13 protein-coding genes are annotated in these 15442 nt (G+C 67.4%); 11 read left to right on the top strand and 2 right to left on the bottom strand.

What is annotated here, in order from left to right; all coding sequences use genetic code 11:
• Positions 1 to 65 precede the first annotated feature (65 nt).
• Complete coding sequence (locus ACQ260_RS08045) at positions 66 to 4136, bottom strand: Pls/PosA family non-ribosomal peptide synthetase (protein WP_432558911.1); 4071 nt, start codon at positions 4134 to 4136, stop codon at positions 66 to 68.
• A gap of 380 nt (positions 4137 to 4516) precedes the next feature.
• Between ACQ260_RS08045 and glmU the strand changes: the two genes are divergently transcribed.
• The 10 genes from glmU to ACQ260_RS08095 all read left to right on the top strand — a co-directional run bounded on the left by glmU (position 4517) and on the right by ACQ260_RS08095 (position 13514).
• Positions 4517 to 6031 carry a bifunctional UDP-N-acetylglucosamine diphosphorylase/glucosamine-1-phosphate N-acetyltransferase GlmU gene (glmU, locus tag ACQ260_RS08050; protein ID WP_432558912.1) on the top strand — a complete coding sequence of 505 codons (1515 nt, stop codon included), beginning with the start codon at positions 4517 to 4519 and terminating at the stop codon, positions 6029 to 6031.
• A 32-nt stretch (positions 6032 to 6063) separates the two neighbouring features.
• On the top strand, positions 6064 to 7005 hold the full coding sequence (locus ACQ260_RS08055) for a ribose-phosphate diphosphokinase (protein WP_432559279.1): 942 nt from the start codon (positions 6064 to 6066) through the stop codon (positions 7003 to 7005).
• A gap of 7 nt (positions 7006 to 7012) precedes the next feature.
• A complete protein-coding gene (locus ACQ260_RS08060) occupies positions 7013 to 7618 on the top strand; it encodes a hypothetical protein (protein ID WP_432558913.1) in 606 nt (201 codons plus the stop codon).
• A 110-nt stretch (positions 7619 to 7728) separates the two neighbouring features.
• Positions 7729 to 8379, top strand: a complete 651-nt coding sequence (locus tag ACQ260_RS08065; protein ID WP_432559280.1) for a succinate dehydrogenase cytochrome b subunit — start codon at positions 7729 to 7731, stop codon at positions 8377 to 8379.
• Entirely contained in the window at positions 8376 to 10337 is a 1962-nt protein-coding gene (locus tag ACQ260_RS08070) for a fumarate reductase/succinate dehydrogenase flavoprotein subunit (RefSeq protein ID WP_432558914.1), read from the top strand. The genes ACQ260_RS08065 and ACQ260_RS08070 overlap by 4 nt, the downstream gene beginning before the upstream one ends.
• On the top strand, positions 10334 to 11083 hold the full coding sequence (locus ACQ260_RS08075; protein ID WP_432558915.1) for a succinate dehydrogenase/fumarate reductase iron-sulfur subunit: 750 nt from the start codon (positions 10334 to 10336) through the stop codon (positions 11081 to 11083). Before ACQ260_RS08070 ends, ACQ260_RS08075 begins: the two co-directional genes overlap by 4 nt.
• A 150-nt stretch (positions 11084 to 11233) precedes the next feature.
• Positions 11234 to 11872 (top strand): 50S ribosomal protein L25/general stress protein Ctc, encoded by a 639-nt coding sequence (locus tag ACQ260_RS08080; RefSeq protein WP_432558916.1) that lies wholly within the window; start codon positions 11234 to 11236, stop codon positions 11870 to 11872.
• Positions 11873 to 11875: 3 nt separating this feature from the next.
• Entirely contained in the window at positions 11876 to 12481 is a 606-nt protein-coding gene (gene pth / locus ACQ260_RS08085; protein ID WP_432558917.1) for an aminoacyl-tRNA hydrolase, read from the top strand.
• Between the two features lie 26 nt (positions 12482 to 12507).
• Positions 12508 to 12963, top strand: coding sequence for a RidA family protein (locus ACQ260_RS08090; RefSeq protein ID WP_432558918.1), 456 nt, complete (start codon positions 12508 to 12510; stop codon positions 12961 to 12963).
• 134 nt (positions 12964 to 13097) lie between these two features.
• Positions 13098 to 13514, top strand: a complete 417-nt coding sequence (locus ACQ260_RS08095; protein ID WP_432558919.1) for a DUF2695 domain-containing protein — start codon at positions 13098 to 13100, stop codon at positions 13512 to 13514.
• Positions 13515 to 13536: 22 nt separating this feature from the next.
• Here ACQ260_RS08095 and ACQ260_RS08100 read toward each other — a convergent pair whose 3' ends face one another.
• Complete coding sequence (locus ACQ260_RS08100; RefSeq protein ID WP_432558920.1) at positions 13537 to 13911, bottom strand: hypothetical protein; 375 nt, start codon at positions 13909 to 13911, stop codon at positions 13537 to 13539.
• 100 nt (positions 13912 to 14011) lie between these two features.
• On the opposite strand from ACQ260_RS08100, the gene ACQ260_RS08105 reads away from it, so the two are divergent.
• A complete protein-coding gene (locus ACQ260_RS08105) occupies positions 14012 to 14917 on the top strand; it encodes a type IV toxin-antitoxin system AbiEi family antitoxin domain-containing protein (RefSeq protein WP_432558921.1) in 906 nt (301 codons plus the stop codon).
• The last annotated feature ends 525 nt before the right edge of the window (positions 14918 to 15442 follow it).

The following is a 15442-nucleotide window of genomic DNA, read 5'->3' on the forward strand; positions in this document are numbered from 1 at the left end:
GCAGTCTCCGCGGGGGCGTTGGCGCGCCGTCTTTCGGTGGGTCTGGTGGCAGCGTGGACATGTGGTCAGCCCTCCGCGGCTGTGCCGGCAACGGACACGAGTGCCGGCGGTTTGGAATCGGTGCGTCGAGCGATCCGGGATGGCACTCCCGCCCAACGCGTGTCCGGGGGAAGCCCCTCGCCCTTCATCACCAGGGACAAGGGCGCCAACGCAACTCGCTCGCCGACCGAGGTGGCGTACAGAACGACCGCCCGACAGCCCAGGCTCGCGCCCTCCTCGAGGGACACCACGCCCATCTTCATGACGCGGTCTTCGAACAGGTGTGTCTGCAGCGAGACCTCGGGGCCGACCCAGACGTCGGGGCCGATGTGCACCAGGTCGAACTCGGTGACATAGGTCGAACTCACCAGGGCTCGGCGACCGACCTTCACACCGAACAACTTCAGCACGGGACCGAGGAGCAGTGTGCCTTCCAACGCATTGAGCAACACCGGAACGGCCGTGCCCTCATAGATCCCGGTGACGAACTCCGAGCGCCGCACGAAACCGCTCCAGAGCGGTTCGACCCGGGGCCGGTATTTCCCGATCAGCACCCACTTCATGAGTGCGACGACCAACACGACCACGACACTGAACGCGAGCGCGGTGACCGGGGCGATCAGGACCATGCCCCACAGGGGGAGGGATCGCGCGAAGATGGACAGGCAGAACAGCGTGCAGAACGTGGAGAGCGCCAGGAGGGACGCCGGCAGTGTCGCCCGGACGAACTCGGCGAGATAGCGGGCGGCCACCTTGCGCATCGGTGGGCGGAACGTGCTGTCCTCGGTGAACTCGTCATACATCTCTCGAGCCGGGAGGAAGATCGAGGGCGAGCCGAGCCAGGACGTGCCCGGGGGAACCCCGGTCACGGGCGGCACCGACTGGACCCCGACCAGCGAGCCGTCTCCCAAGTGGCTGCCGCTCGGGATGAACGACGCGTTGCCGACGAAGGCGCGGTCGCCGACCTCGGTGCGCCGGAAGGCGACGTGGCCGTTGGCATAGGTGGCCGGACCGACGCTGGCCATGTCGGCGACGAACGTGCCGTCCTTCAGCGTGAGGAGGTCGGGATCGATGTTCGCGATGGTGGCGATTTCTGCGTTCTGGCCAACTCTCGCGCCGAGCAGCCGAAGCCAGCGGGGGGTGTAGAGCGTGCCGTACAACGAGTTGGTCAGCTCAAGGCTCAACTCCAGGAGTTTGTCGCCGAACCATTTCTCCATGCCGAGCTGGGAACGCAGGTGGTGAACGCCGACGGGTGTCGCCAGCAGCGCCCAGCGTCGGAAGAAGAGGATCAGGGCGCAGGCGGACAGCACGAAGACAGGGCCGCTCAGTGCCGTCACGGTGATTGCCTGGGCCTGCCCGATCTCCAGAAGCGTCCACCACACCCCGATCAGGACGGGCAGCATCGCCAGCATGGGCAGCAGCTCCAGGACGACCACGCTCAGGGCGAACCGGGGGAAGAGCTCCAAGGGCCAGCGCGTCGGCGCCTCCTCGCAGCTCGTCATCAGGTCGATGACGGGGTCGCCCCGTCCGGTGCGCGGCTGCGCCACGGAGCCGGACCAGTTCTCACCGGCGGGCACTTGTTGACCCGCGACGATGAGGGATTGCCCCCCGAGTGTCGCGCCGGCGCCCATTGTGCAGGGGCCCTGCAGCACCGAGTTCGCGCCGACGACCGCGCCCTCGCCGATGTCGATGTGGCCGATGCGCAGCCGGCCGTCGACGATCTCGTACCCCTGCAGATGCACCGCGTACCCCACCGTCGCACGATCACCCAACCGCACCAGCGAGGGCAGCGGGATCTGCGCGGTGCCGATGTGACAGCCGTGGCCTATGTGAGCGCCCGTGAGACGCAGATAATTCTCGGCCCAAGGTGAACCGGCCAGACGGCCCAGTGGCGACATCGTCATCGCCCGGTGGACCATCCAGACGCGCAGGTGGGTCAGACCGAACATCCGATGGACGCCCGGCCGGATGCCGCGGCCGACCAGAGCCGCAGTCAGGGCGGGCAGGATCCAGCGGGCCGCCAGATAGCTGAAGGGCAGGGTCATCAGGAGCTGCCCGGCAGCCGTCCAGGAGGGTTCACCGTTGTTGATGCTGTAGATCACGCCGAGCGGGAGCATCGCCAGCAGCAAGACGAAATAGATCACGGCCACCTGACCCAGGGTGAACGCGAGCCGTCTCCCCGGGCCGGCCGGCGCGGGCCGCTCAACCGGACTTGCGGCGGCAACTTCGGCCTGCTCGGCGCCCAAGTCGGCCAGGTGGGCACCGAGTGCGCGGATAGTGGGATTGGCATAGAGATCGAGGATCGACAGCTCGCTGGCCGCCCCACTGCGGCGCAGGTGGGACACCAGAGTCGCCGCGATGAGTGAGTGGCCGCCCAAGTCATCGAACAAATTGGCGGTCACCGAGATGCTTTCCAGCGGCAGGCGCAGCGTTTCCGCATAGACCCGGCACAGTTGGTGCTCGATCGCGTTGTCCGGGGCGACGTATTCGGCGTCACCACCGATAAGCCGGCCCGACACGGGTTCCGGCATCGCCTTCCGGTCGGCTTTGCCGCTCGGGAGCATCGGGATGGTGTCGGTGACCTCGAGATAGTCCGGCACCATGTACGCCGGCAGTCGGCGACGCAACGAGTTGTGCAGCCGGGTGCGGATCGGATCGAAGGACTCGGTGGGGTTGTTGAGCAGGACGTAGCCGGCCAGCTCACCGCCGGTGCCGGGGCGCTCCAAGAGCGCGACGACCGCGGCGGAGACGCTGGCATCCTCGAGGAGGAGGCTCTCGATCTCCTGCAACTCGACCCGATGCCCGCGCACCTTGACCTCGCTGTCCGCGCGACCGTGATAGGCGATCTCCCCGTCCTCGGTATAACGCCCGAGGTCGCCCGTGCGATAGATCCGTCCGTCGGTCTCCCCGCTCGGGTCGGGCACGAACCGTTCAGCGGTCAGATCGGGGCGGTTGACATAACCCCGGGCGACCCCCACCCCGCCCACGCAGATCTCACCGATCTCGCCCTCGGGCACCGGCCTGAGGTTGTCGTCGAGGAGGACGGCTGTGTAGGTCGGCAGCGGCACACCGATCGTCACCGGCTTGCCCGGGTAGAGCTCCGCCCAGATGCAGGTCACGGTGGCCTCGGTCGGGCCATAGGTGTTAAGGATCCGTCGGCCCAGGCCCCAGCGTTCGACGAGTTCCTGCGGACAAGCCTCGCCACCCACGTTCACCGTGCGGATGGAAGGGATCAGGCGGTCGAGAGTGGCGAGCACGGTGGGGACGCAATAGATCATCGTGATCGCAGCGTCCTCGAGGAAGTCCGCGAGGCCCGAACCCACCCGGCGACCGTCCGTGGGGCCCGCGATCAGCGTCGCGCCGACCGCCCAGGTCGGCCAGATCTCCTCCACGGAGAAATCGAACGAGATGGTCATGCCCTGATAGACGCGCTCGGACGGTGTCACACCATAGATCTCGGGGACTACGTTGATGAAGTTGCAGATGCTCGACTGGGCGATCTCGACGCCCTTCGGGCGTCCGGTGGAGCCCGAGGTGTAGATGATGTAGCACAACGGATCGCCGGTCTCGTCGATGTCGGGCCGCTCGCCCGACGCGGTGGCGATGGCCTGTTCCTCTGCGTCCATCAGCAGCACCGGTGCCGGAGCCTCTGCGCAGGCGTCTGCGAGCGCCGTGGTCGTGACGATCAGGTCGAGGGCCGAATCGTCGGTCATATAGGCCACCCGGTCGACGGGGGCCGAGGGATCGATCGGAATGAAGGTCGCGCCTGCCTTCTGGACGCCGAGTAGCGCGACATACATCGCCACAGAGCGGTCGATCATGATGCCCACGCGAGCGCCCGGAGCGATCCCGCGGGTCTCGGTCAAGTGATTGGCCAGTCGATTCGCCAACGCGTCGAGCTCGGCGTACGTGAGCCGAGTGCCGTGGCATTCCAGCGCGGTGGCGCCGGGCGAGGCGTCGACAGAACGGTCGAAATAGTGGTGGAGGCGGGTCAGCGGTTGGTCGACCGGTGCGAGATAGCCGGCTGATCGTCGTGCGCTCGAAAGCCGTGCATGGGGCGCACATGCCCCGTCGGCCAGCCTGCGAGCAGCTGTCATGCGATCATCCCCCCGAGGAATATTACTCGCGCGTCGGTCGTGACTGTCGCGTCCGATGAGTGTACGCTTCACGGCCGCTCAAAAAGCTTACCGTCCGGTATGTCGGCACGGCGGCGACGGCGAGGTCCTTGCTGCCGGCTGGGTGTCGGCCAATTTGTCATTGTATCGACACCAGGGGGCTTTCACCGATCGTGCTCCGGTGGGCGGCACGGGACGTCGCCCCGGGCACGCTTGCCGTCGCCCGCGGCCATCGCGTCGGAGGCGCTAAGGTGTGAACGAATGTGCCCGGCGGGCGCCACTCGTGGATTCGAGAGCGTCCGGGGCAGGTCTGATGCACCAGTGCACGCGCGTGCACGCGACCTCCGCGAGGGAGATCCCCGTTGTCCGAGACGCAGAACCCCGTTCCCCGTCCGAATGATCAGCGCGCCGTGGGGGCGGTGATCGTTCTGGCGGCCGGCGGCGGCACCCGCATGAAGTCCAGTCGGTCCAAACTTCTGCACGAGGTCTGCGGCCACTCGATGCTGTCCTATGCGGTCAACGCCGCGACCGCGCTGGAACCCGAACACCTTGTCGTCGTCGTCGGTCACCTGCGGGAACAGGTCGCCGAGCACCTGCACGAGATCGCGCCGCACTGTCGCACCGCCGTGCAGGACGACCAGAATGGCACCGGTCACGCGGTCCAGTGCGGCCTCGTCGACCTCGGGCAGGTCTCCGGCGAGGTGGTGGTGACCTACGGTGACGTGCCGATGCTGAGCGGCGAGACGTTGGCGGAGCTGGTCGCCTCCCACCGCGCCAGCGAGGATGCCATCACGGTCCTGACGGCCGAGGTGGAAGACCCCACCGGCTATGGCCGCATCGTCCGCGACGACGACGGGCTCGTGGCCCGCATCGTGGAGCACAAGGACGCCGACGAGGCGACCCGGCAGATCACCGAGATCAACTCCGGGATCTATGTCTTCGACGCGGATGTGCTGCAGGACGGTTTGGGGCGCATCAGCACCGACAACGAACAGAACGAGCTCTATCTCACTGATGTGCTCGGCATCGCCCGCTCCGGCGGTCGTCGCGTGGGCGCCTATCAGATCGTCGACCACTGGCAGACGGAGGGCGTCAACGATCGGGTTCAGCTCGCGAAGATGAATCGGGAGATGAACAGGCGCATTTGCGAGAAGTGGATGCAGGCCGGGGTCACCATCGTCGATTCCGAGCACACCTGGATCCACGAGAGCGTCGACTTGGCGCCCGACGTGACCATCCTGCCCGGGACGTCGCTGGAGGGCGCCACCTCCGTCGCGTCCGGCGCGACGATCGGTCCGGACACCACGCTCGTGGATGTCGAGGTCGGTCCGGGCGCCACCGTGATCCGCACGCACGGAAGTCTCGCTGTCATCGGTGAGAACGCGACCGTGGGCCCATTCGCCTATCTGCGGCCCGGCACCGTCCTCGGCGCCAACGGCAAGATCGGCGCCTTCGTGGAGACGAAGAACGCCCGCATCGGCACCGGGGCCAAGGTCCCGCACCTGTCCTATGCGGGCGACGCGATCATCGACGCCGACGCCAACATCGGAGCGGGCACGATCTTCGCCAACTTCGACGGCAACAACAAATGGCACACCCACGTCGGCAAGGGCGCGTTCATCGGCTCCAACTCCGTCCTCGTCGCGCCGGTCGACATCGGCGATGGTGGTTATGTCGCGGCGGGGTCCACGGTGACCGAGGACGTCGACCCGGGCACGCTTGCCGTCGCCCGCGGCCGGCAGAAGAACTCGACCGGCTGGGTGACCCGGCGCAAACCCGGCAGCAAAGCCGACCTGGCCGCCGGAGCAGCACAGGACTATCACCCGCACGACGACGTCGCCGCCGACCGTGCCAAGCAGAAGGGCGATCCCCAGTGACGGGTCTCAAGAAGAACAGGGAGAGCCACCTGATGCTCTTCAGCGGCCGCGCCCATCCCGCGCTGGCCGAGGAAGTCGCACAGCTCTTGGGCGTCGAGCTCACCCCTACCCGTGCTGTGACCTACGCGAACTCCGAAATCTACGTTCGGTTCGAGGAGTCCGTCCGCGGCTGCCACGCCTTCGTGATTCAGGCTCACCCGGCGCCGGTCAATGAGTGGCTCATGGAGCAGCTGATCATGATCGATGCCCTCAAGCGCGCGTCCGCCGACCGCATCACCGTGGTCACTCCCTTTTATCCCTATGCCCGTCAGGACAAGAAGCATCTCGGCCGCGAACCGATCTCCGCGCGTCTCGTGGCCGACCTCTATGCGGCCGCGGGAGCGCATCGTCTGATGTCCGTCGATCTGCATGCGGCGCAGGTCCAAGGCTTCTTCGACGGCCCCGTCGATCATCTCTGGGCGCTGCCCGTGCTGAGCGACTATGTCATGGAGAAGTACGCGAGCGAGGAGATCGTCGTTGTCTCCCCGGATGCCGGCCGCGTGCGACTGGCCGACCTCTGGACAGACCGACTGGGTGCGCCCCTGGCGATCATCCACAAGCGGCGCGACCCTGACGTCGCCAACACGGTGGCCGTCCACGAGGTCGTCGGCGAGGTCGACAACAAGGTGTGTCTCCTGGTCGACGACATGATCGACACCGCCGGCACGATCTGCCAAGCGGCCGATGCGCTCAAGGCGCGCGGCGCGGCGAAGGTCATCGCAGCAACGACCCACCCGATCCTCTCCGGGCCGGCCGTCGATCGACTCCGCGACTCTGCATTCGAGGAGGTCATCGTGACCAACACTCTGCCGATCGCGGACGACGTCGACCTGGACAAGCTCACCGTGCTGTCCATCGCGCCACTCATCGCCCGGGCGATCCACGAAGTGTTCGAGGACGGCTCGGTCACGTCCCTGTTCGGTGGTCAGAGCTGACGCGCCCGTGCCGGCACCGGACCAGCAGCGGAAGCCGGCGGTGAGCGAGCACCGCCGTTCCCGGTCGAGGCTGTGGGGGGTGGCGGTCGGCCTTGCTCTGATCGTTCTCGCTCTCGTGCCCGGGCTGATGGCCTGGTTCGGTGGGGGCAGCGCGAGTCGCACTTTCGCCGATCTCGGGGCGGGGGACTGCATCAAGCTTTCGGTGCTCGAGGGAGGGAACGCGGGCACTCCGTTTGCTTCGGTCGAGGTCGTGCACCAGAAGGTCCCGTGCGATGCGCCGGGCACCATCAGCTATGAGGTCGCCACCGTCGGTCCGGGCAGCCAGTCCTGCCCCAACGCGTTCTATCTCGACTACTTCACGACCGGCGTCGACAACCCGGAGAACCACCCGCGCGAGTTCACGGCTTGCCTGGTGCCGAACTTCACCCCCGGCATCTGCGTGCGTGACGATCCCGACACGCACGGTTACGCCGTCGCGGCGTGCGGTCCCGACGCGTTGTTCCGCGTCGCGGAGGTTCACGACGTGGACGACCCGGAGAGTTGCGCGGCCCCGACGCGGCCGATGGAGTTCCCCGTCCCGGCGCGCACCTACTGTCTCGAGGAAGTCCGCTAGTCGCAGCAACATCCGGGTTAAGGTCAGGCATGACCGTCGTCCGCGCTGCTGACCCCCCGGTGCGCCAGGTTCGCCGGCCGCGACCCTCCACCGTTTCGCTCAAGCTCGCCATGGCCGTCACCGGCGTCGTGTTCGTGGCGTTCGTGTTCATTCACATGATCGGCAACCTCAAGGTCTATGGCGGACCGGAGTCCTTGGACTCCTATGCCCGCTGGCTTCGGGAGGTGGGCTATCCGCTCATCCCGCACGGCGGCGTGCTGTGGAGCCTTCGGATCGTCCTCGTCGTCAGCCTGATCGCCCACGTGGGAGCGGCGCTCGCACTGTGGTGGCGGGGCCGCCGGGCGCGCGGCCGACACCGCCGTCGCAGGCTCCGCGGATTCACTGCGTACGCCGCCCGCACGATGCTGCTCGGCGGCGTGATCATCCTCGCCTTCGTGATCGTCCACATCCTCGACCTCACCATCGGCGCCGGGGTAGCCCCTGCCGCCCATCAACATCCACAACCGGACGGCACGATTCATGCGTACGCCAACCTCGTCGCCAGCTTCTCCCGCGTGCCCATGGCGCTCTTCTATGCCGTGTCCATGGTGGTCATCGCGATCCACATCATCCACGGGTGGCGCACGATCCTGCAGGACGTCGGCGCCACCGGCCGACGGCTCCGCCGCGTCTGGATCACGATCGGCGTCCTGGTGGCCCTCGCGATCGTCGTCGGCAACGCCGCCATCCCGCTCCTCGTCCTCGCCGGGGTGATCGCATGACGACCCGGCAGCCGACCGCGGCACCCGGCCGGGCGGGGACCGGTCGCGTACTCCACTCGAACGCACCCGCCGGCGACCCACTCACGGCCTGGGACCGTCGGCGCGCCGACTATCTGTTGGTCAACCCCGCGAACCGGCCGAAGCTCACGGTCATCGTCGTCGGCACCGGGCTCGCGGGTGCCGGCGCGGCCGCAGCGCTCGGCGAACTGGGTTACAACGTCGAGAGCTTCACGTTTCACGATGCGCCCCGTCGTGCGCACAGCGTCGCGGCCCAGGGCGGGATCAATGCGGCGCGGGCGCGCAAGGTCGACGGTGACACCATCGGGCGGTTCGTCATCGACACCATCAAGGGCGGTGACTTCCGCGGCCGTGAACCTGATGTGGTCCGCCTGGCCACCGAGTCGGTGCGGGTGATCGATCACCTGCAGGCGATCGGGGCGCCGTTCGCCCGGGAGTACGGCGGCCAGTTGGCCACCCGATCCTTCGGCGGTGTGCAGGTGTCGCGCACGTACTACACGCGCGGCCAGACCGGCCAGCAACTCCAGGTCGCCGCCGCCCAGGCGCTGCTCCGCCAGGTCGCCCGCGGCACGGTCACCCTCCACACGCGCACCGAGATGCTCGACCTGATCGTGGCCGACGGGCGCGCCCAGGGGATCGTGACGCGTGACCTGGTGACGGGGCAGTTGCAGGCCCACACCGCGCATGCGGTCGTGCTGGCGACCGGGGGGTACGGCTCGGTCTATTTCCATTCGACCCTCGCCGTGAACTCGAATGCCACCGCGACCTGGCGGGCCCACCGTCGCGGGGCGCTGTTCGCCAGCCCGTCCTTCGTCCAGTTCCATCCGACGGCGCTGCCGGTCTCGTCCCAGTGGCAGTCCAAGACGGTGCTGATGAGCGAGTCGTTGCGCAACGACGGCCGGATCTGGGTGCCGGTCCGCGTCGGCGACGATCGGCACCCGAACGAGATTCCGGAGGCGGAACGGGACTACTACCTCGAGCGGCGCTATCCCGCGTACGGCAACCTCACCCCCCGCGACATCGCCTCCCGCGCGGCTCGCACCGAAATCGAGGCCGGACGCGGTGTCGGACCGCTGCGCAACTCGGTCTATCTGGACTTCCGGGATGCCATCGCGCGGCTGGGGCGGGGGGTGATCGAGGCGCGCTACGGAAACCTCTTCGACATGTATCACGACGTCACCGGCGAGGATCCCTATCGCGAGCCGATGCGCATCGCGCCCGGTGCGCACTTCACGATGGGCGGGTTGTGGGCCGACTACGACCTGATGACCTCGGTGCCGGGGCTGTTCGTCGGAGGGGAGGCCGGCAGCAGCTATCACGGGGCGAACCGGCTGGGAGCGAACTCGCTCCTGAGCGCTTGCGTGGACGGCTGGTTCACCCTGCCGTTCTCCGTGCCGAACTGGCTGGCTGATCTCGTCGGATCCCCGGTGCTGGCGTCGGGCTCCCCGGCTGCGGTGGAGGCATTGGGGGCGGTGCAGGAGCGTACGCAGCGCTTCCTCGACAATCCCGGCACGCGCCGCCCGGTCGAGTTCCATCGACGGTTGGGGGAGATCCTGTACGCAGGGTGCGGTGTCGCTCGCTCCGACGGAGGCCTGCGAGCCGCTCTGGGGCAGGTCGAGGAGCTGCGCGCCGATTTCTGGGCCGACGTGCGGGTCGCCGGGTCCGGCGACCGGCTCAACCAGGAACTCGAACGCGCCGGTCGGGTCGCGGACTTCCTGGAGCTCGCCGAGCTGATGATCCGGGATGCGCTCGACCGCGAGGAATCGTGCGGGGCGCATTTCCGGGACGAGCACGTGCTGCCGGACGGGGAGGGCCGGCGGGACGACGACCGCTGGGCGTCCGTGTCGGCTTGGGAGACAACCACGGACGGCAACCACATCCGGCACACCGAACCACTGACGTTCGACCTCGTGCCACTGCAGGTGAGGGACTATCGATGAGGATCGAACTGGAGGTCTGGCGACAGGACGGCCCGGCGGTTGAGGGCCGGTTCGAGACGCACGTCGTGGACGACGCCACACCGGAGATGAGCCTGCTCGAACTCCTCGACCGGCTCAACGACCAGATCGCGGCCGCCGGGGGAGAACCGGTGCAGTTCGAGTCGGACTGCCGCGAGGGGGCCTGCGGCGCCTGTGGGGTGACCGTCGACGATGTGCCGCACGGTCCGCTGCCCCGGACACCGTCGTGCCGCCAGCACCTGCGGGCTTTCGGCGACGTGCGGCGACTGCGGATCGAGCCGTTGCGCAGCGCCGCGTTCCCGGTCGTGCGGGATCTGGTGGTTGATCGGTCCGCTCTCGACCGCCTGATCGAGGCCGGTGGGCACGTGGACATCATGACCGGGACCGCGCCCGACGCGGACGATGTCCTCGTCGGTCACGACGACGCCGAGAGCGCGCTGGATTTCGCGGCCTGCATCGGGTGCGGTGCTTGCGTCGCTGCCTGTCCCAACGGTGCTGCCCACCTGTTCACGGGCGCGAAGCTCGCTCACCTCGCACTGTTGCCGCACGGCAAACTCGAACGGGGGCGACGGGCGAAAGCCATGGTCGAGGTGCTCGAGACCGAGTTCGGGCCGTGCGGCACCTATGGCGCCTGCGTCGACGTGTGTCCCGCGGGGATTCCGCTCGCTGCCGTCGCGGCCGTCCATCGGGAACGGCTCCGCGGGGCGTTTCGGGGTCGCGCGGACTGATCGGTCGGGTCGGGGCTGCCCGGGCACTGACTTTGCGTACTGCTTCAGGACTGAACTAGACTCGGCCACTGTCTTGGCGAGGGACCGCTGGTCCGTTATCGACTGGAAACCTCCTCGTCCGTGTCATGCCCGTTTGATGAGGAGTGAATCATGGCTGATGCCAAACTGAAGGCCGCGCTGCGCAGTGAGTTCGGCAAGGGCGCGTCCCGGCGCCTGCGTCGGGACCACAAGGTGCCGGCGGTGATGTACGGTCACGGGACCGATCCGATCCACCTCGCCCTCCCGGGTCACGAGACGCTGCTCGCGCTGCGTGTCTCGAACGCGCTGCTCGAGATCCAGCTCGACGGCGATAATCAGCTCGCGCTGGTGAAGCAGGTCCAGCGGGACGCGATCAAGGGCACCATCGAGCACGTCGACCTGCTGATCGTCCGTCGCGGTGAAAAGGTCGTCGTCGAGGTCCCGGTTTCGGTGATCGGCGAGGCCGCGCCCGAGACTGTGGTCATGGTGGATGCGCAGACCGTGTCGATCGAGGTCGAGGCCACCCACATTCCCGAGCAGCTCGAGATCTCCATCGAGGGCCTCGAGGCCGGTTCGCAGATCCTCGCCAAGGACGTCAAGCTTCCCGAGGGCGCCACCATCCACGGCGACGAGGAAATGCTGGTCATCAACATCACCCACCAGGTTTCCGAGGAGCAGCTCGAGGCCGAGCTGACCGAGGCCGAGGCCGAGGCGGGCATCGAGCGCGACGAGCCCGAGGGCGAGCCGACCGAAACCTCCGACGAGGGCTGATCTTTGCCGGATGGCACCTGGCTTGTGGTCGGGCTCGGGAATCCGGGCCCGACCTATGCTTTCCACCGACACAACGTCGGCCACATGGTGATCGACGAGTTGGCCCGCCGGGCCGACAGCCCGCTCGCTGTGGCCCGCTTGATGCGTGCTGCGGTCTGCCAGACACGCGTCGGGGCCGGCGGAATCGGCGGGGTGGGCGCGGATGCCGCGCGGGTCGTCCTGGTCAAGCCCCGGACCTTCATGAACGAATCGGGTGGGCCGGTGGCGAAATTGCTCGCGTACCACCGCGCGAAACCCGACCACCTCATCGTCCTCCACGACGAACTCGACCTCGATCCGGGCCAGCTCCGGATCAAGTTCGGCGGCGGTGACAACGGCCACAACGGACTGCGTTCGATCCGCAAGTCCGTCGGGACCGGCGACTATCACCGGGTCCGCATCGGCATCGGCCGGCCGCCTGGCCGGCAGGAACCTGCCGACTATGTGCTGAGCAACTTCCGCGCCAGTCAGCGGGTCGACCTCGAGATCGAGATCGGGCGTGCGGCAGATGCGGTGGAGCTGTTGGTGCGCGAAGGTCTCGCTGCAGCCCAGAACCGCTTCAACGGCTGAGTTCGCCGGTTTGGCAAGATCGAGGCATGAGTGTTGTTGAGGATCGTCTGGCCGAACTCGGCATAGAACTGCCGGCACCGCGGCCGGCCGCAGGGAACTATCGGGGCTATGTCTGGGCGGGGGATCTGCTGTTCACCGCCGGGCAGGGGGCCGACGGCCACATTGGCACCGTGGGCCACGACGTCACGATCGAGCAGGCTCAAGAAGCCGCCAGGGCATCAGCCCTCAATGTCCTGGCGCAGGTCAAGGCTGCGCTCGGGTCGCTCGACCGGGTCGAGAAGGTGGTCAAGCTGGTCGGTTATGTCCGGGCCACGCCCGACTTCGACCAGCACCCCAAGGTGCTGGACGGAGCATCGAACGTGATCGTCGACATCTTCGGGCCCGAGGTTGGCCCGCATGCCCGCACTGCTGTCGGCGCCGGCAGCCTGCCGAAGAACTTCTCCGTCGAGGTGGAGCTGATCGTTCAGGTCGCCGGCGACTGATCGTCAGCAGCGGGCGACTTTCTGCATCCGGTTGGTGACTGTCGGCATCCGGTTGGTAGCTGTCGGCATCTGGTTGATGACTGTCTGCATCCGTCTGGACCGATCTTGTCGGAGGCATCTGATGGGCTGATGTCATGACTGCTCAACCCATTGTTGATGAGGCCGAGCGCATCGTCGCTGAAGCCGCCCGCACCCTGCTCCACATCCGGTTCCGGGAATGCCTCTTCTGTTATGTCTGGCGGATGCTCCCGGTGCTGAGGTGCACGGGTCTGCGTCTTGCCCGGCACTATCGCAACGAGCGCGCGCCGCGGGCAATCGGGCTCGAGCGACGACTCGGGCAGCGCGGTGCGTTCTGCGACTGCGAGATCTTCCTGAACGGCTGGACCCTCTCCGACGAGTTCGTCATCCCCGAGCAGTGGATCACTGATCCGGCGACGGGTGAGGAGAGCCACCGGGAGGAGCAGTGGCCCGACCCCCTCCCGGACTGTCGTGAGGTCCGGGCGGGGTCCACCCAACCGTGTGGCCTGTGGCGACCGCAGTGGAGGCGGTGAGAGGCTCAACCCGCAGTGCTTGTCACTGGCGGGCGGCCAGCTTGCCGGACAAGGTGCGGGCCGCGTCGATGACGTCCAAGGTCCCGGATTCCTCCAGATAGCGGCGGCCCCCCGACACGGCGAACTTCTTGCCCTGGGGACTGATCCGCAGATAGGTGAAGACGGACGTTCCGAAGAACACGACCATATAGAGAATGGCCGTCCACCAGTGGACCGAGGCGAGCGCTTCCAGGACCAGAGTCAGGATGCTTGCGCTGGCGATTCCAGCAGCGACAGCGATGACAAGGGCGGGCGCAGGGGGAAGATGGCGTCCGCGGAGGACGTTGAGTCGTTCGATGACTTTCTGCACGCCACGAGCCAACACCGAGATCGCGCGCAGGATGCAAGCGACACTCACGACACACGCTCATCGTTGCCGATCGGTGACCGGACGAGAGGTGTTGTCCCGTTGTGGATAACTGCCCGTTGGAAGGCGTGAACCTGCTGGGCTGAGTCCCGTGATCGTGACCACGGCCCACTTGCACGCGCAGGGACTTACCTCCACCGGCATCCGGCAACTCGTTGCCTCCGGTGAGCTCCGACGGCTTCGGCGCGGCGTCTATGAGTTCGTGCGGCATGGTGAGCAGCTCACGCCGGAGGAGCGACACCGGCGCCTCATTGATGCCGTCGTGCTGCAGCGTCCGGATGTGGTGCTGAGCCACGTCTCCGCCGCGGTAGTCCATGGCCTGCCGCTACCTGTCAAAGCGCTGACTCGGGTCCATGTGCTCCAGGCGGCCACTCGGTGGGGAACCAAGCGGACCGAGTCGCTCTTTCTGCATCGGATTCCTCATGAAGCGTCGTTCGTGGAGGTGGATGGATGCAGGGCCACCCCACTCGATCGCACAGTGCTCGATTTGATTCGCGCGCTGGACCCCCACGACGGAGTGGCCGTTGCCGACAGGGCACTTGCGCAAGGGCTCGCGAAGGAGACACTCCTCGCGCTGATGGATAGGGAACCGGGCCGTCGTGGCAACGCACGGGCTCGCCAAATCATCGAGTTCGCGAATCCGGCTGCAGAAAGTGCCGGTGAGTCGTGGGCGCGATGGGCCCTCGCCCGGGCCGGGCTGCCCGCGCCGGAACTGCAGGTCCGGTTCTTCGACCCTTCGACCGGGCGCGAAGTTGCCCGCAGCGACTTCTATTGGCGCGACCAACGAGTGGTCGGCGAGTTCGACGGCGAAACCAAGTATGGCCGGCTGTTATCACCCGGCCAGACGACCACAGAAGCTGTCCTCGCGGAGAAAAGGCGCGAGGAAGGCCTCCGCAGGCTGGGCGAGTGGGTCGTCCGGTTCGTCACCGAGGATCTGTGGCAACTGGACAGGCTGCGGCAGATTGTGCTGTCGGGTTTCTCGTTCGCGCGCCCGTGAAACCCCCATTAGGGCGGTGAAACCCCCGCTGCAACGGGGGTTTCACCGGGTCATCGGGGGTTTCAGCTTGGTTGAGGGGATCGTTCGGGGGTTTCACGCCGGCAGCGCTGCTGGTTCGGGGGTTTCACGGCGGTTGTGTTGTTGGTTCGGGGGTTTCACCGCGGTTGTGCTGCTGGTTCGGGGGTTTCACCGCCGTTGTGCTGCTGGTTCGGGGGTTTCACGCCGGTTGTGCTGCTGGTTCGGGGGTTTCACGTCGGCAGCGCTGCTGGTTCGGGGGTTTCACCCTCCGGGGGTGCCGCCGTCGCCCGGCACGGACCACGACACACGGCACCACTGAAACTGAGGTGCACCCGACCCTTCCCTGAAAGCACCCGGACCGCCCGGATCCAAGGACCGTTCGCCACCTATTCTGGCCGCCATGAGCGCCGACCCGTTCAACTTCGGTTCACCGCCGAACGAGCACCAGCCGCCACAGAATGGCGCCCCCGGATCCGGAGGCCCATTGCGGCCCGGCCCGTCGGCGCC

It is taken from the genome of Ammonicoccus luteus (assembly GCF_050880385.1).
GTDB lineage: Bacteria > Actinomycetota > Actinomycetes > Propionibacteriales > Propionibacteriaceae > Enemella.